The organism is Rhizomicrobium sp. (assembly GCA_037200985.1).
Lineage (GTDB): Bacteria > Pseudomonadota > Alphaproteobacteria > Micropepsales > Micropepsaceae > Rhizomicrobium.
Map to the genome: position 1 here is coordinate 627,410 of JBBCGJ010000001.1, position 20,935 is coordinate 648,344.

At 61.5% G+C, this 20,935-nt stretch carries 17 protein-coding genes; 11 read left to right on the top strand and 6 right to left on the bottom strand.

Annotated features, from left to right (window positions below):
- The first annotated feature begins 26 nt into the window (after nucleotides 1-26).
- Both WDN01_02745 and WDN01_02750 read left to right on the top strand, forming a co-directional pair.
- Nucleotides 27-1,814, top strand: coding sequence for an FAD-dependent monooxygenase (locus WDN01_02745; GenBank protein ID MEJ0024922.1), 1,788 nt, complete (start codon nucleotides 27-29; stop codon nucleotides 1,812-1,814).
- Nucleotides 1,815-1,920: 106 nt separating this feature from the next.
- The gene (locus WDN01_02750; GenBank protein ID MEJ0024923.1) at nucleotides 1,921-2,712 is read left to right on the top strand and encodes a DUF2285 domain-containing protein; all 792 of its coding nucleotides are present in this window, start codon (nucleotides 1,921-1,923) and stop codon (nucleotides 2,710-2,712) included.
- A 6-nt stretch (nucleotides 2,713-2,718) separates the two neighbouring features.
- On the opposite strand, the gene WDN01_02755 is transcribed toward WDN01_02750, so the two are convergent.
- Nucleotides 2,719-2,985 carry a DUF2285 domain-containing protein gene (locus WDN01_02755; protein ID MEJ0024924.1) on the bottom strand — a complete coding sequence of 89 codons (267 nt, stop codon included), beginning with the start codon at nucleotides 2,983-2,985 and terminating at the stop codon, nucleotides 2,719-2,721.
- A gap of 148 nt (nucleotides 2,986-3,133) precedes the next feature.
- The gene (locus WDN01_02760; protein ID MEJ0024925.1) at nucleotides 3,134-3,580 is read right to left on the bottom strand and encodes a helix-turn-helix transcriptional regulator; all 447 of its coding nucleotides are present in this window, start codon (nucleotides 3,578-3,580) and stop codon (nucleotides 3,134-3,136) included.
- A 125-nt stretch (nucleotides 3,581-3,705) separates the two neighbouring features.
- Here WDN01_02760 and WDN01_02765 point away from each other — a divergent pair, with 125 nt between their 5' ends.
- Both WDN01_02765 and WDN01_02770 read left to right on the top strand, forming a co-directional pair.
- A complete protein-coding gene (locus WDN01_02765) occupies nucleotides 3,706-3,945 on the top strand; it encodes a helix-turn-helix domain-containing protein (GenBank protein MEJ0024926.1) in 240 nt (79 codons plus the stop codon).
- A gap of 447 nt (nucleotides 3,946-4,392) precedes the next feature.
- Nucleotides 4,393-5,412 (top strand): DUF4238 domain-containing protein, encoded by a 1,020-nt coding sequence (locus WDN01_02770; protein ID MEJ0024927.1) that lies wholly within the window; start codon nucleotides 4,393-4,395, stop codon nucleotides 5,410-5,412.
- A gap of 47 nt (nucleotides 5,413-5,459) precedes the next feature.
- Here WDN01_02770 and WDN01_02775 read toward each other — a convergent pair whose 3' ends face one another.
- The 4 genes from WDN01_02775 to WDN01_02790 all read right to left on the bottom strand — a co-directional run bounded on the left by WDN01_02775 (nucleotide 5,460) and on the right by WDN01_02790 (nucleotide 10,870).
- Nucleotides 5,460-6,629 (bottom strand): restriction endonuclease, encoded by a 1,170-nt coding sequence (locus WDN01_02775; GenBank protein MEJ0024928.1) that lies wholly within the window; start codon nucleotides 6,627-6,629, stop codon nucleotides 5,460-5,462.
- A 403-nt stretch (nucleotides 6,630-7,032) separates the two neighbouring features.
- Nucleotides 7,033-7,824: an alpha/beta hydrolase gene (locus tag WDN01_02780; GenBank protein ID MEJ0024929.1), complete on the bottom strand. Its 792-nt coding sequence runs from the start codon at nucleotides 7,822-7,824 to the stop codon at nucleotides 7,033-7,035.
- Nucleotides 7,825-8,012: 188 nt separating this feature from the next.
- Entirely contained in the window at nucleotides 8,013-8,603 is a 591-nt protein-coding gene (locus tag WDN01_02785; GenBank protein ID MEJ0024930.1) for a TetR family transcriptional regulator C-terminal domain-containing protein, read from the bottom strand.
- Nucleotides 8,604-8,968: 365 nt separating this feature from the next.
- The gene (locus tag WDN01_02790) at nucleotides 8,969-10,870 is read right to left on the bottom strand and encodes a hypothetical protein (protein MEJ0024931.1); all 1,902 of its coding nucleotides are present in this window, start codon (nucleotides 10,868-10,870) and stop codon (nucleotides 8,969-8,971) included.
- A gap of 178 nt (nucleotides 10,871-11,048) precedes the next feature.
- Between WDN01_02790 and WDN01_02795 the strand changes: the two genes are divergently transcribed.
- The 7 genes from WDN01_02795 (at nucleotide 11,049) to WDN01_02825 (ending at nucleotide 20,921) form a co-directional block, all read left to right on the top strand.
- Nucleotides 11,049-11,372 (top strand): hypothetical protein, encoded by a 324-nt coding sequence (locus WDN01_02795; protein ID MEJ0024932.1) that lies wholly within the window; start codon nucleotides 11,049-11,051, stop codon nucleotides 11,370-11,372.
- Nucleotides 11,318-11,641 carry a HigA family addiction module antitoxin gene (locus tag WDN01_02800; protein MEJ0024933.1) on the top strand — a complete coding sequence of 108 codons (324 nt, stop codon included), beginning with the start codon at nucleotides 11,318-11,320 and terminating at the stop codon, nucleotides 11,639-11,641. Before WDN01_02795 ends, WDN01_02800 begins: the two co-directional genes overlap by 55 nt.
- Before the next feature lie 281 nt (nucleotides 11,642-11,922).
- Nucleotides 11,923-14,814, top strand: a complete 2,892-nt coding sequence (locus WDN01_02805; protein ID MEJ0024934.1) for an ATP-binding protein — start codon at nucleotides 11,923-11,925, stop codon at nucleotides 14,812-14,814.
- A complete protein-coding gene (locus tag WDN01_02810; protein ID MEJ0024935.1) occupies nucleotides 14,804-16,300 on the top strand; it encodes a hypothetical protein in 1,497 nt (498 codons plus the stop codon). Before WDN01_02805 ends, WDN01_02810 begins: the two co-directional genes overlap by 11 nt.
- 467 nt (nucleotides 16,301-16,767) lie before the next feature.
- Nucleotides 16,768-17,787 carry an IS110 family transposase gene (locus tag WDN01_02815; GenBank protein MEJ0024936.1) on the top strand — a complete coding sequence of 340 codons (1,020 nt, stop codon included), beginning with the start codon at nucleotides 16,768-16,770 and terminating at the stop codon, nucleotides 17,785-17,787.
- 383 nt (nucleotides 17,788-18,170) lie between these two features.
- Nucleotides 18,171-19,112 (top strand): zincin-like metallopeptidase domain-containing protein, encoded by a 942-nt coding sequence (locus WDN01_02820; GenBank protein ID MEJ0024937.1) that lies wholly within the window; start codon nucleotides 18,171-18,173, stop codon nucleotides 19,110-19,112.
- 81 nt (nucleotides 19,113-19,193) lie between these two features.
- Nucleotides 19,194-20,921, top strand: coding sequence for a ParB/RepB/Spo0J family partition protein (locus WDN01_02825; protein ID MEJ0024938.1), 1,728 nt, complete (start codon nucleotides 19,194-19,196; stop codon nucleotides 20,919-20,921).
- Nucleotides 20,922-20,935: the final 14 nt, after the last annotated feature.

Consider the following 20,935-nt stretch of genomic DNA (forward strand, 5'->3'; position numbering starts at 1 on the left):
GACCGACCGAAATCGAAGGGCGTGACATGAACTCTTCTCATCACGGCGTGCGTGCCGATGTGTATACACAGGTGCTAATCGTCGGCGGAGGCCCTGCGGGGCTGACGGCGTCGCTATCGCTGTCGCGGCTCGGCGTGCCGCACATCGTTGTAAACCGCTACCCATCGACGGCGCATACGCCCCGAGCACATATTGTCAATCAACGCACGCTCGAGATCATGCGCGATCTGGGGATCGAAGGGCGCATCTTAGAGAAGGCCATCCCCAATGAACTCATGACCAACAACATCTGGTTTATGAGTATGGCGGGCGACGAAGTGGTCCGCACCCAGGCATGGGGCGGCGGCGAAAACCATTTCTCCGCCTATCGCCTGGCCAGTCCGTCGCTGATCTGCAATCTGCCGCAACATGAGTTCGAGCCCCTGTTGGTAGACGCCATCGAAGAGGCGGCGATCGGCGAGATTCGATTCGGGCACGAGTTCACCCGCTTCGAACAGGATGAGGACGGCGTCACCGCTTGGGTGACCCATCGTGCGTCGGAGCGAACCTATACGATCCGCGCCAAGTATCTGATCGGAGCAGACGGCGCCCGCAGCCGGGTGATGGAACAGGCCGGCTTGAAGTTGGAAGGAAGTGGGGACCTGGGTCAGATCTGCTTCACCTGGCTCCGTGCCGATCTTAGGCGTTATGTGGAGCATCGGCCCGCCGTGCTGTTCTGGCGTATCGACTTCTTCACCGCGCCGGAGGAGGGGGGAAGCTTCATCTGCGTCAAGCCTTGGAACGAGTGGATCGTCAGCTGGATGATCGATCCCAGCAAGCCGTTCGATCCAAACGATCAGGCAACGCTCGAAACCCGCGTGCGCTCGGCGATCGGTGATCGCACCACAGCTGTCGAGATCATCAATGCATCGGTGTGGAGCGTGAATCGGCTCTATGCGCCCGAATACGCCAATGGGCGAGTGATGTGCATGGGCGACGCCGTCCACCGTCATCCTCCGACCAATGGCTTGGGCCAGAACACTTCGATCGCGGACGCCTTCAACTTGGCATGGAAGCTGAAGTTGGTACTGGATGGAAAGGCGGCGCCCTCGCTGCTGGCGACCTACAGCACCGAAAGGGCGCCGATCGGCCGCCAGATCGTCGAGCGGGCGAACCAGACTCTTGTCGAGATGGGTACCATCGCGGCGGCAATCGGCATTACGCCCGGACTGCCCCTCGAAGATCGCTGGGAGCGGATTCAGACCCTGCACGACGCCACAGATGAAGCACGTGCGCGTCGCCGCGCACTGGACGAGGCCGTTGAGCTTCAGGACTTCGGCTTCAACGCAATCGGTGTCGAACTTGGCTATCGCTATCGCGGCGGCGCGCGGGTGGACGACGGCACGCCGGAGCCCGTACCCGCGGCACATCCCGACATCTGCTATCAACCGACGACCTGGCCAGGCGCACGCTTGCCGCATGCTTGGCTTGAACTCGATCGTCGTCGCGTTTCCACCTTGGACATTGTCGGGCATGGCCGCTTTGTGCTGCTGACAGGTCCAGGCGGCGCGGCACCTTGGGGCGAGGCGGCTGAAAAAGCAAAGCGCCTGACCGGGGTCGAGGTCGCCGTGCAGCCGATCGGCTCAGCATATGGCGGTCTGCGCGATCCTCTTGGTCAATGGGCCAAGGTGAGGGAGGTGGACGACAGCGGGGCCGTGTTGGTCCGACCAGACGCGCATATCGCTTGGCGGTCGATGACGTCGGCCGATTCCGCTGAGCTCCCCAGGGTAATGGCCACGATCTTGGGCGGGAGCCAACAGTCGTTGCGGGCATGAGCGCTCCGGGCCACGACTCTCTCTGATTTGGAAGCGAAACGACGGGGGCAACCATAACGACCAATAGCGGGGGCAACTAAGATGGGTGTTACAGGTAGACCGCACAATGCCCCATGCAGCAGCAGCCACCAACGGCGATTGGCGCGACAGCGCGAACTATCACTGGATGACCGAACTTCCGCGTACCGCTTGGGCGTGGGAATTCATGCGGCGCAATCCGAGCTATCGGGACGACTTCTCCCAACATAGCGCAGGCCCGCAAGAGAGCAATGAACCCGAACATCTTGCCGCTCTGCGGTGGGGTCTGCTGCGATTCGAGAATCCTTGCGACGACGCGCGGACCGCCAACGTGCTTTGGCAGATGAAAGCGTGCCGGGACGTGCTCCCGCTTGCCGCAGTCAAGATGCGATCAGGGACTGCCGCCGAGACGCTCAATTTGTCGACGCTTAAATGCCGCAGCGCTGTCTACGATTTTGGGACCGAGGAACGGCGGGAAGTCTTGCTGGCACAAGACGGCCGCTCGCTCCAACTAACGGTATTCGGGTCAATACCGTTGGAACAAGCGTTGCTACTCACGCCGGCACTGCCAGAGGCACGCTACGGCAAGGCGCGCCTCCTGGCTGTGAAGCGCCTTGCCGATGTTGTGAAGCATGGCTGCCTCCGACCGTCACTCTACCGCCGGGAGCGGCAGAGCGTGCGATTGGCACGGGTGGTTCAGGCGCTTGACGGATGGCTCGCTAAGGCGTCGCAGCGCGAAATCGCGATGGCGCTTTTCTCCAAGGGGAGAGTAGATCGGGACTGGCAAGATCCGCGCAATCATTTGCGCGACCATATTCGGCGAGCGGTCGCCTATGGCCGTGAGCTCATGTCTTCCCGATACCGCCGGTTTCTCGATTAGCGCGGACTAGCGCCGCAGCAAACGCTGATAGCCGTGCTCGCTCATCCAGCGTGCGCGTCTCAGATGTGAGGTTAGGCAGCGCTTCGCGCGCTCCGGCTCGCTCACCGGATCGATGGCAAGAACTATCCGTGCGATCTCCCCGTCGTCGGCGCCGCCTGCAGCAGCGTCAAGGAGACGGGCGTAGGTGATGAAGTGAGTCTGATCGTAATCGGTCAGACTATCGGACCAAGGCGCCTCATCGGCAATCGCCGGAGCTCTGCCGTCCTTCGCCATTACCGGTTCTCCATACGCGATAGCTCTCGATAGCGCGATCGAAAATAACGGCTGAAAAATTGCCTCGCCACAATGCGAGTTGAGTTCTCCACAGTCGAGTGAATTTCGAGACACCGCGCACATCTTACTGCTGGTTGTGAAGGCCGCACTATCTCGGCTCCTTCTTGCGTCGACGTGTGACACCAGACTCATGTCGGATCGGTTCATCAGATGCGAGAGTTGAAATGAGAGCGAGCACAACTTTACGCAAGCGCGGGCTGGGAATGCCCGAAAATGTCGCAAAGAGAGTCGACGCCTCGTCTGCGACTACCGGCGCCGCAGGGGAACACTTGTCCAGTCCTTCAAAAAAATAGCCGATCTCGATTTTGAGAACGACAGACGCCTCGAACAGCCGACCCGCGCTAATGCGGTTCAGGCCGCGCTCGTACTTTTGCACCTGCTGGAAGGTCAGGCCCAGGTCTTTGCCGAGATTGCCCTGTGATAGGTTGCGCGCCATGCGGGCAAGCCGTAGGCGTGCGCCGACATGCCGATCATAGTGTGTCGAGCGCTTGTGGGTCTGCGGCTGATTCGCTTGCCCCTGTGTTGACGGCCGCATTGGTTGGTTGCCCTACATCCTGTGGCTGCAAAAATATCCTAAGAAGGGTATAAATCAACCGAACAAGGCGTAGAAAAACCCTCTCTGTAGCAAAAAGCAGGCCCGCGTGGCGATTGTGCATGTGCATGATCACAGCGCGTCAAATACGAGGGGCAAGAGCTTTGCTGGGGTGGTCACAGCAGACCCTCGCGGACAAGGCCGTCGTGTCCCTGAATGCGATCACGCGCCTGGAACGCGGAGAGGTCGATCCGCGCTTCAGCACGGTAATGGCCGTGCAGAAGGCCATTACCAAGGCTGGCATCGAATTCATTTCAGAAGATGACAAGAAAGGTGAGGGCGTCCGACTCGCCAAAGCTGGCACCTAACGACAGCGGCGCTTGATTTGGGAGCAGACGGCGGTCGCACTCGGTCCCGCGGCTTCGCCGCTCCTGCGGGTGTGCCGCTTCGCGCGCGCTGGTCGCGCGCCGCCGGCCGCTCGACGGCGCATTCGCCCGCGCGAAGGGCGCGGGCTTCTGCAGCCTCCTTCTTCCGAGGCACGGCTGCCGCCGTGGTCATTCGCTTCTTTTCGGAGCAGACGCTCCGGCTCGGTCGCGGGATCGCTTGCGCTCGGACGCGCCACATCCCCGGTCCTGCGCTGCCCCGCGACCTGCGACCGTGGGCGTGCTCGGACCGGGTGACCCCTTGACGCGTCCGCCCGCGACCTCGGCTCGGTCGGGCATTTCGTTTATCCACGGTCGCGTTACGTGAAATCGTACTTCGCGGCAGGCTTCAGCACCCCACTCTATATACTAGGAGCAGTATGGGCGTTGGCCATGACCGCACAAAACCAGCACTATGTCCCCAGGTTCATCCTCCGCCAGTTCCTGTCCGACGCGGAGAAGGAGCAGGTGCAGGTCTACGACAAACACGCAGACAAATCGTTTGTAACCTCCATCAAGAATATCATGGTGGAACGGCGTTTTAACGACTTTGTCTTTGAAGACTGGATTGTCTCATTCGAGGGCATCGCCACCGGCATCGAGAACATCGTCTTGCCGAGCTATCGCCGCGTGATTGAGCGTCGGCAGCTGGATGGTACGCCGCAGGAAAAGGCCGATCTGGCGTTTCTCGTTGCCTTTCAGCTGCTGCGAACCAAGGCCCATCGCGAGTATGGAACCGCGGTTGAAGACGAAATACGAAAGCGCATCGAGTCCGAGGGTGGCAAGATGCAAGACATCAAAGGGTGGGCGCCATCGACCGAAGACACCATCAAGCAGGAACATCTAACGTTCATCCGCAAGCACATCGCGGACTTCGCCGGCATTATCGCACAAAAGGATTTTGCGCTCATTTCAAGCATGCCGTCTCGAAGCTTCTATCTGGGCGACAACCCTGTCTGTCTGCACAACGAGCGTGATTTCGGTCCCTATGGCAATCTCGGTCTCGCGGTCGAAGGTATTCAGATCTACATGCCGCTAAGCGCCGAGCTCATGTTGTGTGCCTGGTGCCCCACCATCATGACGGCAAGTCGCAAGATGTTGGACGACGCAAAACAAATGGCGGAGCGCGAAGCACTTGCCGAGCTCATGGCTGGGCACATTACGGCGGACCAAATGCGGCAGAATCTTGATGCGAGCCGAACCCGCTTTAGTGTCGCAGAGTCGATGCACCAAGCCTTTGCAGAGGGACGCCCCATCGACTCGGTCGATGCGACGATGGACTTCTATAACTCGTTGCAGCTTAGCTATGCGCATCGCTACGTGGTCAGCCGCGAAGGAGATTTTGATTTTGCGCGCACGTTCAACCGGGAGAATCCTGAGGTGCGGCACGGCCGCCGGCCGCAGGTCGCATAAGCAGCGGATGAGCGCCATGATTGTGGGCTAAGCGATGGCTTTCGATGTCATCGAAGCGAGAATTCCGCGATGAGCGCCGGTCGAGCTGCCAGGAGGCGTTCGAGGTGGCTCTCCGGCCACATTTCAATGCGCGGCAGGACGCCCGAGACGTTGTGTTTTTCAATCCAAGTCACGGCGTCCGCCGTGAAGCGCCCGCTCGTGGCGATTACAAGAACGTCCACCCTCGGATCGCTCCAGAGCGTCATCTGATCTTTCGCGCCGGCGGCATCCGGGACGGCCACGCTGCGCGACAGCCAATGCTTGCATTGCAGGATGACGCGCTGTCGGAACGTGCCGGCCAGCTCGTCCTTGCTGACGCGCCATACCGAGAGATCGCGGCCGCGATCCGGCGCGCGCATCTGCATCAGCCATTCTGGATTCTCATAACCTGGCGCGTCGCTGATGAGACTGAAGACCAGTCGCTCAAAATCGTCGTCGCCGAGCTTCGACCACGCCAGCTCTGTCGCGATCGTACCCCTTGGCTTGGCGGCGACGAGTTCGGCCAGGTCGTCCACGCCGACCGGCAGCGCCTCATGCGTGCCGTAGAGCCCTTTGCGCAAGCCATCCTTAACCTGAGGCCAATCCATCCTCTCGATGTCGTCCAGGTCGCCGATGTGACCGAAATGCATGTGCCGATGCATGTCGCTCCATCGCGCAGGCTTCTGCACGCTGCTTCCGAGCAAGACCTCGATCTGCTTCACATGGAGCTTGAAATCCGCCCACAGTGCGGCATCGAGCTGGTGCGGCGGTTCGAACGCATTGGCTTTCTGTCGCAGGGTGCGTAAGTCGGCATCAACGGTGTCGATCAGCGACACAAGAGCCTCGCGGATCAACGCGCGACGCTTGTTGTTCAACCGAAAGCGGTATTCGCGCAGTTCGCGGCCGGGTTCTTCGACCCAGCTTTCGACACTTACATGCGCGCTCGGCTCGCCGAGCTCGTGGGCGTCAAATCGATTCTGCGCAATCGAATCCAGATCCTGCGGTTCGGCAGACGGCTTCCAGCCGTCGATCTTGGGCAGGGCTGCGAGCAGCAGGTTGTAGGAACGGCATCGGTCCTCATATTCCGGGTTGGTGCCGAAGGCGATCCCGCCGGGGGTGAGGGACTCGACCTCAGACCACAATCGTTCGAGTTTTGCGAGATTGGCTTCGGCTGCCTCGAACTTTTCGAGAGCGGCCATAATGGGACTTCCGGTGTCGTCTGGCATGCGGCCAGAATAGCAGGTTCCTCGGCCAATCGGGCGTCCCGCGTTGGCGCGGCCGGGCTCTCGTGAACCGAGCCCGCGAAGACGTGGTCTCGGCCCTTCGGGCTTCGATCCCTTCTGTAATCGGATCGCCCAGGTCAAGGGGCTAGAGTCCGCTTTTGGCCCAAAGCGGACATTCGAGGCAGCGGCGTCTGCGCAGTGTGTCAGAGGCCCGAGTTGATCTCGGTTAAACCTCTCAGTCGGACCGACAGCGGGGTCATTTCGGAGTGACGATGATCTCGCGGAAGGAACGGGGAGGCATGGATGATACCTCCCCGCATCCATTAGCGTCTTCATATGAAGATGATCAGAGAGACGCAGCCGCCTTCCGGATCAGTCGTCAAGACCTGATGAACGAGAGCAGGTCGGGGTTGAGGACGTCCGCATGCGTGGTGAGCATGCCATGGGGATAGCCGGGATAAGTCTTCAGCGATCCGTTCTTAAGCAGGTCGACCGCACGCGGCACTGAACTTGCGAACGGGACGACTTGATCAGCCTCGCCGTGCATCACCAGCACCGGCACGGTGATCTTCTTGAGGTCTTCGGTGTAATCTAAGAGCCAAGAGTCGACAGTCGCGTAGTGAGCGAGGGCACCGCCGGCCATTCCTTGGCGCCACCAGTTCGCAATGATGGCCTCTGAAGGCTTGGCCCCATCTAGGTTGTAGCCGTAGAACGGATTCTCAGGAACGAAACGGTAGAACTCCGCCCGGTTGGCCAGCATACCCGCCCGGATCGTTTCGAACCACTCCGGCGGTTGACCGGAAGGGTTGTCCTTGCTCCGGTACATGTTCGGCGTCAACGAAGCGACCAGCACCGCCTTCGCGACGCGCTCCTGGTGGCGAGCGACATAGCGAGCCACCTCACCGCCACCTGTCGAGTGCCCGATATGGATCGCGTCGCGCAGGTTGAGGTGTTCAGTCAGGGCCGCGAGGTCGGCAACCCAGTGGTCCATGTCGTTGCCGGTGCTGGGCTGATCGGACCGGCCGTGGCCGCGCCGGTCGTGGGCGATCACCCGGTAGCCGTGACGAAGGAAGAAGGTCATCTGGGCGTCCCAGTCGTCCGCTGTCAGCGGCCAACCGTGGCTGAAAACGATCGGCTGACCTGATCCCCAATCCTTGTAGAAGATGTTCACGCCGTCTGTAGTAGTGATCGTAGGCATTGTTCAGTTCCTTTCGATTAGCCGCGGGTTGAGTTTCATCGCTCGCTGGCGCGGCGTTCCAGCGGGTGATCTCTGCGAAACAGTTGGTACGCTTCGGCGTCAGAAGAGGCGGCGCCGGTCTCCGTATAATATGACCAGTCGTCTATTAACGCGGCAATGTTTTAGGCAAGTAGGCATGGCAACACACACCTTTCAAAACTTTCGAACGGCTTCCCGCTGCGTTCCACCTTCGCGCGCATGACAGTGCCTTCAAACGTGTCTATGAGCGCAACGGCAAGCTGTTTTGTATCTTTGGTTGAAGCCAGTTCTTTGTGCGTCTGCGCTTCATGCAAACAATCGGCAAGTTGTTCCGACCATTCTCGATAAACGGTCACTAGCTTTGCACGCACGTCTGCGCTGGAAGGCGTAACTTCAAGAGCCATGTTTCCGATCAGGCAACCGGAGGCATAACGGTGACGCTTGTGATATTCAGCCAGCCCCCGAAAGTAGTTGGCAATGCGGTGAAGCGGCGGGGTCGCCTTATCCCGCAAGAGCGGTCCATACATCTCTGCGACTGATCCCCAGTATGCTCCCAGCACCTCAACTGCGAATGCCTCCTTGCTTTCAAAGTAGTTGTAGAACGATCCCTTGGGCACGCCGGCTGCAGCGGTTATTTCCTGAACGCCGGTGGCATTGAAGCCAATGCGGCTGAGCAGATCCCCTCCCCTTTCAAGGAGTTTAGAGCGGGTATCTGGGTTTGCGGGTCTGGGCATGGTTGTAAGATGACCGGTCGTCTTGTTATTGTCAAGCGGTATTTTTTGGCGACCCGGTCGTCGCTCTGAATGTCCGCTTTTGAGCGCAAAATGGACGTTCCAGGTGGCTGCCAGACGGACGGGGCATATAACAGTTCTCTGGACATATCATGGCGGACCTCGGCTGCGCCGAGGCCGCGCTCTACTGCGCACGGCCGGTGTCGCCGGCCATCTGATGCAAGAAGAAGAGCTATCGCCGCCGCGCGCTCGTGCGCTGTCACTACGAGCCTGCTAGGCCCGCCGCGGGATGGCGCAACGGGGCGAACGGGGCACATCTTCCGCTTCGAACCAGTGGTGCGGATTTGGCAATGGTTGAAACAGATCGCTTAAACCCCATCCTGGGGGACAAAGTGCAGCGTTGTTGACCCGAGAGGATGCCACTCGGGCGTTGTGCTCTTGACCTGGCCGTCGGGGCGCAGGCGATGGTGGGCGGCGCCGGGAAACTGACCGGGATGAAGCGGTTGCTTGGCGTTCGGGTTGTGCCAGATGTCGATGCCCTCGGCCCAGCTCTCGAAATAGTCCGGCGCGTTCACATCATGGCGGAAGGCTACAGGCGTCGTCGCTTGCGGGTCATGATTGACTGCCGTGCCGACACGATGGATACGCACGCGGCGCGACCCGAATCCCGCCAGTGTCCCCATCCGGTTGAACTTTGCGATCGTGCCGGCATTGGAGAACAAGACGGCCGAGACGTTCTCGGTGCCGGGAAGGGTGAAAAAGCCGGACGCCACCGTCTTCGCCTTCCACACATGCTGCCCGATCTTTTCGGTTACGATTTTGAGCGTGCCGTCCGCGGCCTTCTCATAGGTGTGCCGGTAGCCGGTCACATAGGACTCGAACGCCGAGCGCGTGAAGGTCATCGACCGCGGGCCGGAAAAATCCTGGATCGCGAAAAGCAGCGGCTTGCCTTTGACATGGGGTAGCTCCCAATAGCGCTTCGCGAGCTTCGTCGTCAGCGAGCCGGCGAAGCGGATCGGCATGTAATTGCGCAGATAATCGTCGAAGTCCGGACCGGCATCTTTGGGCATGATGTCGATCGGCTGGCCTGACGGATCGCGGCTGGGGTTTACCGTGACGGCTTCGATGAAGAATTCCGCCAGCGGGTTGCGGCAGTAGAGATCGGGAGCTGCATGCTTGCGCTCGATGTCGTAGCCCATTTCGGTGAAAGCGGCGAAAAGGTAGAGCTCCCAGATGCGGGCGTCGAAGCCGCTGGTCTGGAACTGTTCGATGAAGTTGCCGTCGGCATCCTCGTACCAGCGCATCATCGGCTCGATGATGCCGCGTGCCGCGGAATAGCCCTCGTCATCGCGCAACGCCCGAAATCCTGGATTGAGCTTGGTCTCGGGCGCCAATCGCTGGAAGAAGTCGATCGGTGTGCCCGCCTCGTCGCCCTGGAAGAATTCCTCGTCCGACTGGTGGGCGAGGCGTTCGATCTCCCGCCGCAGATGGGCTTCGGCATGGCGCTGGCTGCGATAATAGTCTTCCGCCGCGCCGATCCAGCGATAGCGGCCCTTGCGGTCCTTTCCGAACGCCATGCCGCCATAATCGTCGTCGGTCCGGTCGCGAAACACCATGCCCAGAACCCGGCCGTCCGCATGCTCGAACCAGGCGAGCTCGTCGATCATGAACCGGATGGCAGCTCGGCGGGCATAGCCGGCCAGCGCATCGAACCGGATGAGCGATATCCGCTTCATTGTGGGGATTCCTTGACACCTGTAATGAGGTAATATACACCATTTCCCATGATGCAATACCTTGCCCGCATCGAGCCCCTGGCCGTCTTCGATCGGACTGTGACGCGTGGCGTTTGGGGCGCCGAAAGCCCCTTGGCGCTGTCGGATACCGCGATTGGGGTGGCGCAGGATTATCTGCTGGAGATCCGCCAGACGCAGGCGGGACGCGATGGCGTTTCGGCGGTCTGGCGGGCCAACCTCAACCGCTTGCTTGGGCGCGGGTCGTCGCACCGCGAATTCTGGCGCGCGCACGAGCTTCTTCATATCGATGTCGTTTTTCGGATTCCCGTGGTGGACGGCCAGCACCGTCTTCTGGCGGTCCCGGCGCATGGCAACGTCACGTTCGGCGCCGGTCTGGTGGTCGAGCCCGTGGTCTCGGCCAAACTCCGTGCCGACATCGTCGACATGGTGTTCGATGTGTTGGGAGACGTGGCGAACGAGAGTTTCGCACCCGATCTTGTTCGCGATGTTTTTGCTGCCGCGCTTAAACAGCATATCCGCATCCGCATCCGCTTCGCCCGTGTCTTTGTCGAGACGACAGCAAGCGTTCCTTCCATGCACTCCTGGGTCCACGGCTTCATGCTGTGGACCGGCATCTCTCCTCCTGTTGCCGTGACGGCGGGGCTGGCGATCCAGCTCGATCCCTTCACGCATATCCGAACAGGAGGACATGATGTCCGAGATTCCCGATCCTACGCTTGCCGCCATCGCCGGCGGCTATTCCACCGGCGGCCTGTCCAAGGCGACCGCCGCCGCCCTCTATCGCGTCGTCCGCTTGTTGCTGGCGTCGCGGTCCCTCAACGATGTGAGCGTGTTCGCCCATGTGCACCACGATCCGGGCGGGCGCTGCCTCGTCCCGGTCGTGGGCAAGTGGGCCATCAGTTTCGTCATGACCGCCAGCAGCGGGCCTGACGATCTGCGCTTGGAGAAAACGGGAAAGACATGGTCAGAAAGTCCGAACCTCTCTTCGCACCCGAAAGGCCCGGCGACGTCCTGAAGCGCTATATCCTAAACGGCGCCCAGCCGATCACCCAAGACGAGCTCGCCAAGGCGATGGGCGTGTCGCGGTTGACGATTAATCAACTCGTTCGCGGCAAGCGGGCGGTGACCGCGGTGATGGCGCTCCGCTTGGCGCGCGTCTTGTCGACCACGCCCGACTTTTGGCTCAACCTCCAACGGGAGGTTGACTTGTTCGAGGCGCGAAAGATGGTCGCCGGTCAACTCAAGGGGCTACCTATTCTCCGCAGGGCGCAGTTGGCTGCCTAGTCTGTCATCCCGCCAGCCGAACCGCACAGCCAAGCCGGCACACAGGATATTCGGCGGTCAGCGCCCGCCAGATTCAGTTCGCCTGCGGCGCCGTCACATGGGTCCATTTAGAATCGCAAAGGGGCGAAAGGCTCTTTTCTGGATACGCCCGAACCTTTCGAGCCCACTCTTCCTCGAGCGAACAAGTCAAGAAAGGCGGGTCTAAACCGCTCGGGGAATGTCCGCTATCCTATGAGACTTCGGTAGGGTGATTCGCGAACAAGCTCGTTCGGTCAATTACAATGAAGATGCAGTACAGCCCGATCGGCAAGCTCTATCGCTTGCTCACCACGCAGCCGGCGCCTGTTCTCCTCTTGGGGGCAGGTGCTTCGGTGAAGTCGGGCGTTCCGCTTGCCGGGCAGATGGTCGAACGCGCGGCCCGTTGGGCGTACGCCAATGCTCATGGCCGGTCTCCGGACGATCCGCGGCTGCTGCGCAGCGACTGGATGCCGTGGCTGGAAGATCAAGCCTGGTATAAAAAAGACGCGCCGCCCTACGACAACTACCCCGCCGCCGTGGAGAATCTACTCCAGCCGCGACAGGCACGGGCCGACTTCTTCCGCCAGCTGCTCATGACGGGGATTGCCCCCAGCCCAGGATACGAGACGCTCGCCGAATTCATGGCGCAGGGTCTGGTACCCGTCGTGCTCACGACCAATTTCGACACGCTCCTTCCCGAGGTCAGGGTTCTCAAACGCCGTCCTCACTATATCGATGTGATCCAAACCCCATCCGACTATGTGAAGTTTTCCACGACACCGCAGTACCCACTGCTCGTGTACGCGCACGGCTCGGTCGACCACTATACCGATAAGAACCGCGAGAACGAGGTGCAAAGGCTCGACGATGACTTGGTCGTCAAGCTAATCCCGCTGCTGCGCGACCGTCCCCTTATCGTTGTGGGCTATCGCGGTGCGGAAGCATCCGTAATGAAGCACCTCCTTCTCGATAACACCGACCAAGCGAACGCCTACAGACATGGCATTTTCTGGTGCAAGCTGAAGAATGAGCGGGAGGACGATCTCTCGCCCATGGTCAAGGAACTGGCTACGCGAATCAGTGGCAATTTCAGCTTGGTCGATATAGACGGCTTCGACGAACTGTTCAGCCGGGATCTCTGGCAGCTGCATTTGGACGCCGGCGCCGCGTCGGGGACGGTCTCGGCGCCCGCGACCGCGCTTGCGCCGACCTTCGACATGGCGCCGACGGGTTCCACCCAACTCGACGGACTCGACTGGCCGACACTGCGGCCCCGCCTTCAGAAGTATTGCTCCGAGCTGCAGATCAAGGTGCCTGCCGACCCGGACGACAACTGGTACGCAGATCAGCTCTTCCAGGCCAATCTTGCGCTAAGGCTCGAAGACCGGTCGGTGCGCGCAACGCGCGCCGGTTGCTTGCTGTTTGGCTTGGCACCGCAGACCGAGGTGCCAGGTGCCAAAGTGCTCATTCGTGCGGCCGGCAATGTCGATTGGATCGGTGCGGCCCTTGGACAAAAAGCGGGAGAAGTGGAAGACGCCAAACTCGAGCGGGTGATCGAGGGTAATCTGTGGGCGCAATACGACACGGTGATGGGCCTTCTCGGATCGTTCAATCGACCGTTCCGATTGAAGGGTGCAACATCGGAGACCGTGACGCCCTATCCGCCCCTTGCCATCAAAGAGGTGGTCGTCAACGCGCTTGTCCATCGCGACTACGGTGCCGAGGGCATGATCGTGGTGGATCTTGAGCCGGGATCGATCCGGATTACCAACCCAGGTGGTCTGGTCGAGGAAGTCCAGCGACGGGTCGGCGACTCCATCGAAAGCGAGATCAGGAAGGGGCGACGCGGGATCAAAGGATATCGCAACCCCGTCATCGCCGACCTGTTCTACGGCAGTGGCGAAATGGACAAGCGCGGATCGGGACTGTCGGACGTTTACCGCACCGTGCGTGACGCCGGTGGTGACGTGACTTTCGGTCCTGCGGAGGACAATTCAGCCTTCTCAGTCCAGCTGTTCTCGCGCCCGGAAGCCGTGGATCAAACCACCGGTACTGCTTTGCCGACGGTTTTGACCTCCACGACCTACGCCGGAAATGCCCTGGAAGTTGTGGAGCTGCCCAAGACGCTCTTTCATGGCCACACCGAGATCGAATGGGTCGGCGAGATATGGCGGCGGCTGCCGAACCAGTTCATTCCACCCTTCCTATTGCATGAACACAAGATTTTCACGTTCCATGACCTGGACGATGAGGCCAATCCCCTGCGGTCGTTGGTCGACCCAGGAACGATTGAACCGATCGCCACGAGCGAATTCTTCCAGGGCGCCGACGGCGAACGCCTGCTCGTCCGCATCTTAAACGACAGCCTGCGCAAGCATCTCTATTCCCGCGGACTCATCGTCGATAACAAGCGCAAGCGCGCCTATTTTTCGAGAACGCCGCAGGGTGTCCGCACCATCTCGTATCAAGGTCGGCTCCGGCGGGCGCGAAGAACCGTCGTGAAGGCACGAACATCGCCCGCCACGGGCAAGATAACGTATTGGGAACATGAAGCCCTTGGCTATCAATTCCTCAAATTCGGAAACACTTGGGCGTTGATGCTCGAGCCGGGCTACGTGTTCACCTTTGATGGCAAGAAGGGGCTCCTGGCGCCCGAAAAGATAAATAAGCTCTCTACGAAACGGGCGTCGCGGGACTACAACAGTGCTGTGCTCAACGACCTGTCGTTCTGGACATGGCTTATCGCCGGTGGAACTTCTCCGATTTTTTCATTCAACGTCTGCGGCGAACACCTTCCCATTGTCGCTGATCTCGAAGAAGAGCCTGCCGCAGAACCTGATCGACGGCCAGCCGAGCACGAAGACGAGCGCTGGGACGTTGTCGCGATCGATCGGGCGCAGCGTGCGTCGCAGTTCACCTCATTCCAGACTGAACCCGGTACTCTGTTCGAACGACCTCCCGTGATCGCGCTCATGGCGAATCTACCGACCATAACGATCAACGACATGAACCTTGCGCCAGAGGACGGCTCAGACCTTCTGGAGGAGAGCGATGACCTGGAGGAACTGGAGGAGGAGCTTGAACAACTAGCCGAGGAGGGACGCCAAGAATCGGAAGCGGCGGCGCGCGATGGGGATACCGGCGATGGCGCTTAAGTTCGAACTTCTGGAGTTTCCGCCGCCCGGGCTCGAATTTGGCGGGTCGGGTGAATTCGAAGACCCACGCTTGGGGCTGACCGCGGGCGGACCCTTTGACCTTCGGTTTGGTGCGGCGCGCTCTGAACGTGTCTGTGTCGGTGTTGTCGGTCCCGTCGACATGATAGAGGCCGCTCGCGCGTGGCTCATCCGCATTCAAGGAGAGTTGCACGATCCTCCTACCGTACAGGCTTATCCGCCTTACCCGGGATTCCAGCACATTTTTCGTTCGAAGCTGAGCGTCGCCGAAAATTGGACGATCTTGCTTGACGAGATGCAGCTGGCCGCTGCGTTGGCGAACTCCAACGTCAGCCAGCGATTTGACCGTGTCCTGGATCTCTATGCAGCCGGTATCCAACACCTGGCGACCTCCGAAACGGTGCGCCCTGATGTCGTGATGTGCTGCCTTCCTGATGAGGTTCTTCTCAAGTGCCGCTCGGTGACAAAGACGATTACGAAAGCGGAAAAAAGAGAGGTTGAAGCGCTGAAAAAGCGCAAGGCTAGCCTCCAATATGAATTGTTCGAGTCGGTCGCCATCGACGAGCCCGAACCAGAAGACTTGTTGTTTCGAGATTTTCGTCGCGCCCTGAAGGCGCGTGCGATGCAGGCCGGTATGCCCATTCAGATCGCCACCAACCGTCTGTTGATTGACGCCAAGGCATCCCAAGGACCATCGACCCGTGCGTGGAACAGCTCGGTCGGCCTCTATTACAAAGCCGGCGGCATCCCGTGGCGCTTGAAGAGCAACGGGCCGGAGACGTGCTTCGTTGGTATCAGCTTCAATCACGTGCGCACTACGGAGCGGCATGTCGTGAAATCGAGCCTGGCGCAGGCTTTTTCAAGCCAGGGGGAAGGATTTGCGCTGCGCGGTGGAGACATAGAGTGGACCGAAGAGCAGGGGCGCACTGTTCACCTGACGGGCGACCAGGCGTTTCAGCTGGGCCGGCAAATCTTGGCCGAGTATGAAGAACGCGTAGGCGGCGTGCCGCTTCGCATTGTGATGCACAAATCGTCGAAGTTTTCGGAAGCAGAGTCGGAAGGCTTTCGATCGGCGCTCGTCGCCGTGCCGCTCGTCGAGCTGATCAATATTATGCCCACAACCTTTCGGCTCGTTCGCTTTGGATCTTACCCACCCAATAGAGGAACCCTCTGCCGGGTGAATGGCAGTTCGGCATATCTGTTCACGACGGGTTACATGCCGGAACTGAGCACCTATCCCGGTCCTCACATCCCGGCGCCGGTGCAAATTCGCAGCGACCAACCGATCGAAATCGAACGCGCAGCACGCGACATCCTGGGCCTGGCCCGCATGAATTGGAACACCGCCAGCATAACGGGCGGTCAACCGGTGACGCTGAGTTTTGCGCGCCAGGTCGGCGGTATCATGGCCGAATACGCGCGAATTGACGATCGTCGGCCGCTCGCATCGTTCCGCTTCTACATGTAAGAAATCGGGCCCGCCGGGCAGGGTCACAATCTGTTTCACGGCGTGAAGTGGAGCTACGGGATCAAAGGACAATTGGCGAATTTCCAAAGCGCCATCGTGCCCTAGCGGCGCTGCTTGAAGCGCACCAGCCTTAGATCGCAAATCAGCAGGTCTTATTCGTGAGCGGCCGTGGCTGGAGGGGGAAAGCCTTCCCCCTGGGCCGAGTCTGAACCGTCTCGGCCCACCCCCTTCGAACGGGGCCAAAGCCCCGCAACGCCCCAAGAGATAAGGACAGCGCCTGCCGGCGCTGGCGTTGTTTGAAGGCAATTCCCCGTCGCGCGGGTGGGCGGCGCTCCCTTCTAGGCCCGCCGCGGCGTGCCGCAACGCGCTACGCGCGTCCTCCGCTGATGGGGTGGACGGCCCCTCCTTACGACATCGATGTGCCAAGGTGTGGCCGTTTCAGGACCCACACGGGAAGGAGCCGCCCCATGCAAGTTAGCACGATCGGATTGGATATTGCGAAGTCGGTGTTTCAGGTACACGGCGTTGATGGCGCCGGCGCCGTGGTCGTTCGTCAGCGCCTGGCGCGCAGCCGGGTTCTCGCGTTCTTCGAGCGGCTCCCGCCCTGCCTGATAGGGATCGAAGCGTGCGGCACGGCCCACCATTGGGCACGGCAGCTCACGGCGCTGGGCCACGAGGTGCGGCTGATGCCGGCGCACTATGTGAAGCCTTATGTGAAGCGGCAGAAGAACGACGCCGCCGATGCCGAGGCGATCTGCGAGGCGGTGACGCGGCCGACCATGCGGTTCGTGCCGATCAAGACGCCGCAGGCCCAGGCTTTGGCATTGGTCCATCGGGTCCGCACCCAGCTGGTGGGCCAGCGTACCGCCATGCTCAATGCCCTTCGAGCCGGTCTGGCCGAGTTCGGCATCGTGTCCGCGCAAGGGCAACGCGGCGCCAACGAGATCCTCAAGATCGCCCAGGCCGGCGACGCCCGCATTCCGGAGCTTGCGCGCGATGTCTACGCCATGATGGCCGCTGCCATCCGAGCCGTCGAGGCGCGCCTCGTCGGCCTCGACCGCAAGATCGCCGCCGACACCGAGACGAACGAAGCCTGCAAACGCTTGCGCACGATCCCGGGCGTCGGACCGATCACCGCCAGCACGGTCACGGCGTTGGCAGGCGATGTCTCGCGCTTCGCCTCGGGCCGCGATTTCGCCGCCTGGGTCGGGTTGACGCCCAAACAGGACTCCTCCGGCGGAAAGACCAGGCTCGGCCGCATCACCAAGGCCGGCGACCGGACCTTGAGGACCCTCTTCGTGATGGGTGCCTTTGCCATGATCCGGCGCGCACGGACCGATCCCGAAAAGGCCTCGCCCTGGCTGCTCTCGCTGCTCGGCCGCAGGCCGGCACTCGTCGCCGCCGTCGCCCTCGCCAACAAAATGGCCCGTATCGTCTGGGCGATCCTGGTCAAAGGCGGAACCTACCGCAGGCCCCTCACCGCATAGGGCACACGCAATTCCCGGGGCGCAAACCGCTCCGGGAAGGCAGGGAAATGCTTGAGCCATGACGACGAACCGGTCGAGCCGGGGACCGCTCAATTCGCAAAGCGCAAGGAGCCTTCGAGCCCGCTTCGCTGATGGAATGGCGCGTCCGCGGATTTCATCAGGGCCAGCGGTCCGCGTACCGCACCAAAAGGCCGTACACATGACCGCATCCACCGCTCCCGTCACAGCCCAAAATCTCCTTGCCAAACCGGGGCCGTCCACACATGCGCTCCGGCCCTGAAGGGTGCGGCCCGCCTCTGACGGCGGGCCTCTCCGGTCGAAGACGCCGCCCACCCCCGCTTTGGGGGAATTGCTGGGGCGGGGTTCCGAGCCGGAGGCACGCCATGCACCAGACCGATCAGCAGTCGAGCAGCGGCTCGCGCCGCGCCAATCTTTATCAAGACGTCACGGACCGCATCATCTGCGAACTGGAGCAGGGGAGCGTGCCGTGGGTGCAGCCTTGGTCCGCCGCCAGCGCGCCGCTCGGCATGCCGCGCAGCGCCGCGTCCCGCAAATTCTACTCGGGCATCAACGTGCTCATCCTGTGGGATACCGTCATCCGGCATGGATATGCGCATCAGGAGTGGCTGACCTTTCGCCAAGCCCTGAGCCTCGGCGGCCATGTCCGCAAGGGCGAGCGCGGCACCGCCATCTGCTACGCCGACCGCTTCATCCCGAAGAAGGAGCAGGAGCGCGCCCGCGAGTCCGGTGACGCGCCCACCGCCGTGCCGTTCCTCAAACGCTTCGTCGTGTTCAATGTGGAGCAGTGCGACGGACTGCCCCCTCATATCGTCGCCGCACCGGAACCCGTTGCGCCGTCCGAGCTATCGCCGGATGCGGAAACCTTGATCGCGGCCACAGGCGCGAAGCTTGTCGAAAGCGGTGGCGAGGCGTTCTATCATCGTGGCGAGGATTTCATCCGGCTTCCCCACCGCGAAACCTTCCTCTCGCCCGCCGACTACTATTGCACCGCGCTGCATGAGCTCGGGCATTGGACCGCGCACCCCGCGCGTCTCAATCGCGACCTGCAACACCGCTTCGGCTCATCGGCGTATGCGCGCGAAGAACTCATCGCGGAACTGACGAGCGCGTTCCTTTGCGCGCATCTGAACATCGTCCCGCAAATCCGCCATGCCGATTATCTCGGCCATTGGCTGAAAATCCTGAAAGAGGACAGCCGCGCGATCTTTCACGCGAGCAGCCAAGCCAGCAAGGCGACCGACTTCATCCTCGCATTCCAGCAGCCGCGCGAGGCCGAGATTCCGACTGCCGAGGCAGCGGAATAGGTGCATCCCGCACCGCCCGGCCTCGCGCGCGATCTGACGACGAACGACGAGGCCGGTTCACTCCCCAAAGGAGCACTCACCATGGAATTGGCACACATCGAGTTCAGCAAGCTCAAAATCTCCAAGACCAACATGCGCTATCGCGATCCACCGCCGGATGTCTCGGACATCCTGCCGTCGATCCGCGTCAAGGGCGTTCTGCAACCCCTCATCGTGCGGCCCGAGGACGGCAAGTTCGGCGTCGTCGCCGGTCGGCGGCGCTGGTTTTCCTTGAAGGCCGTGAAGGAGAAGATGGGCGAGGTCGCAGCCCCGCCCTGCGCCATCATGGCGGAAGGCGATGACGCCGAAGCCATCGAGGCGTCCTTGCTGGAGAATGTCGCGCGCCGCGATCCCGACCCGATGCGCGAATACGAAACCTTCGTGCGGCTCATTAAGGAGGGCCGCACGGTGGACGGCATTGCCGCCACCTTCGGCATGACCAAGACTCAGGTCAACCAGCGCCTCGCGCTCGGCAATCTGTTGCCCAAGATCAGGGACGCCTATCGCGCCGAGGCAATAGACGACGAGACGGTACGCTACCTGACGATGGCCTCGCAGGCGCAACAGCGCAAATGGCTGCGCCTGTTCAACGATCCGCACCAGCATTGCCCGCGCGGCTTTTCGCTCAAGCAATGGCTGTTCGGCGGGCAGCAGATCGCGACCAGCCACGCGCTGTTCAAGCTGGCCGACTACACCGGCCAGACCATCGAGGATTTGTTCGGCGAGGACAGCTATTTCGCCGACGCGGACCTGTTCTGGGCCTTGCAGAACCGCGCCATCGCGGAGAAGCGCGAGGCGCTGCTCAAGTCCGGCTGGAGCGCGGTCGATATCCTCGAAATCGGCCAGCACTTCCAGCAATACGAGCATGTGCGGGTGTCCAAGAAGAAGGGCGGCAAGGTGTTCGTCGCGGTCGGCCATGACGGTGCCGTCGAAATCTTCGAGGGCTGGCTGTCGCAGAAGGAAGCCCGCAAGCTGGCCAAGGCCGGGGAACGCGAGAGCGGCAAAGCCGCGATGGCACCGCGTGCCAGCAGCGGTCCGGTGATGACGCACGCTTTGGAGAACTATGTGGACCTGCATCGCCATCTGGCCGTCCGGCAGGCGCTCATCGCACATCCCGGGGCCGCCTTGCGGCTCGCGGTCGCGCACGTGGCGGCCGCATCGGGCAATTGGAGCGTCAAGCCCGATCCGCAGACGACGCGCAATCCGGCCATCCGCGCCAGCATCGAGAGCAGTGCGGCGCAGACGGCGTTCGCCGCCGAGGAAGACGTGGTGTTCGGATTGCTCGGCTGGTCGCGCGACGACGGCGAGGACGCGGGGTTTGTCACGCGCCGTCAGACCGTGGATGTGTTCGCGCATCTGCTGACGCTGGGCGATGCCGCTGTGCTGGTGATCGCAGCCTTCTTCATGGCCCGGAGCTTGGCTGTCGGCAGTGACGTGGTGGAGGCGGTGGGCGCACAACTGGCCGTGGACGCGCGCGCCTTCTGGCGACCGGACGACACGTTCTTCGATCTCATCCGCGACCGCGCCACGGTCAATGCGCTCGTAGCCGAGGTCGCGGGCGATGCCGTCGCCAAGGCCAATGTCGCGGAGAAGGCCAAGTCCCAGAAGCAGATCGTCCGCGACTGTCTCGCGGGCGCGAACGGGCGCGCCAAGGTGGAGGGCTGGTTGCCCGGCTGGCTGGCGTTTCCGGCGCGGGAGGTGGGGCAGGGCGGTTCTACGCCTGCCAAGCTGGACAGCGAAAACGAACCCGCGCGCATGGCCGCCGAGTAGACACGGCTTAACGT

Excerpts from the sequence above, each read along its gene's own strand:
- WDN01_02805 (MEJ0024934.1), top strand. The coding sequence starts at position 11,923 with ATGAAGATGCAGTACAGCCCGATCGGCAAGCTCTATCGCTTGCTCACC.
- WDN01_02765 (MEJ0024926.1), top strand. The coding sequence starts at position 3,706 with ATGATCACAGCGCGTCAAATACGAGGGGCAAGAGCTTTGCTGGGGTGG.
- WDN01_02755 (MEJ0024924.1), bottom strand. The coding sequence starts at position 2,985 with ATGGCGAAGGACGGCAGAGCTCCGGCGATTGCCGATGAGGCGCCTTGG.
- WDN01_02760 (MEJ0024925.1), bottom strand. The coding sequence starts at position 3,580 with ATGCGGCCGTCAACACAGGGGCAAGCGAATCAGCCGCAGACCCACAAG.
- WDN01_02820 (MEJ0024937.1), top strand. The coding sequence starts at position 18,171 with ATGCACCAGACCGATCAGCAGTCGAGCAGCGGCTCGCGCCGCGCCAAT.
- WDN01_02790 (MEJ0024931.1), bottom strand. The coding sequence starts at position 10,870 with ATGCTGTTTAAGCGCGGCAGCAAAAACATCGCGAACAAGATCGGGTGC.
- WDN01_02815 (MEJ0024936.1), top strand. The coding sequence starts at position 16,768 with ATGCAAGTTAGCACGATCGGATTGGATATTGCGAAGTCGGTGTTTCAG.
- WDN01_02825 (MEJ0024938.1), top strand. The coding sequence starts at position 19,194 with ATGGAATTGGCACACATCGAGTTCAGCAAGCTCAAAATCTCCAAGACC.
- WDN01_02795 (MEJ0024932.1), top strand. The coding sequence starts at position 11,049 with ATGTCCGAGATTCCCGATCCTACGCTTGCCGCCATCGCCGGCGGCTAT.
- WDN01_02745 (MEJ0024922.1), top strand. The coding sequence starts at position 27 with ATGAACTCTTCTCATCACGGCGTGCGTGCCGATGTGTATACACAGGTG.
- WDN01_02775 (MEJ0024928.1), bottom strand. The coding sequence starts at position 6,629 with ATGGCCGCTCTCGAAAAGTTCGAGGCAGCCGAAGCCAATCTCGCAAAA.
- WDN01_02770 (MEJ0024927.1), top strand. The coding sequence starts at position 4,393 with ATGACCGCACAAAACCAGCACTATGTCCCCAGGTTCATCCTCCGCCAG.
- WDN01_02785 (MEJ0024930.1), bottom strand. The coding sequence starts at position 8,603 with ATGCCCAGACCCGCAAACCCAGATACCCGCTCTAAACTCCTTGAAAGG.
- WDN01_02800 (MEJ0024933.1), top strand. The coding sequence starts at position 11,318 with ATGGTCAGAAAGTCCGAACCTCTCTTCGCACCCGAAAGGCCCGGCGAC.
- WDN01_02810 (MEJ0024935.1), top strand. The coding sequence starts at position 14,804 with ATGGCGCTTAAGTTCGAACTTCTGGAGTTTCCGCCGCCCGGGCTCGAA.
- WDN01_02750 (MEJ0024923.1), top strand. The coding sequence starts at position 1,921 with ATGCCCCATGCAGCAGCAGCCACCAACGGCGATTGGCGCGACAGCGCG.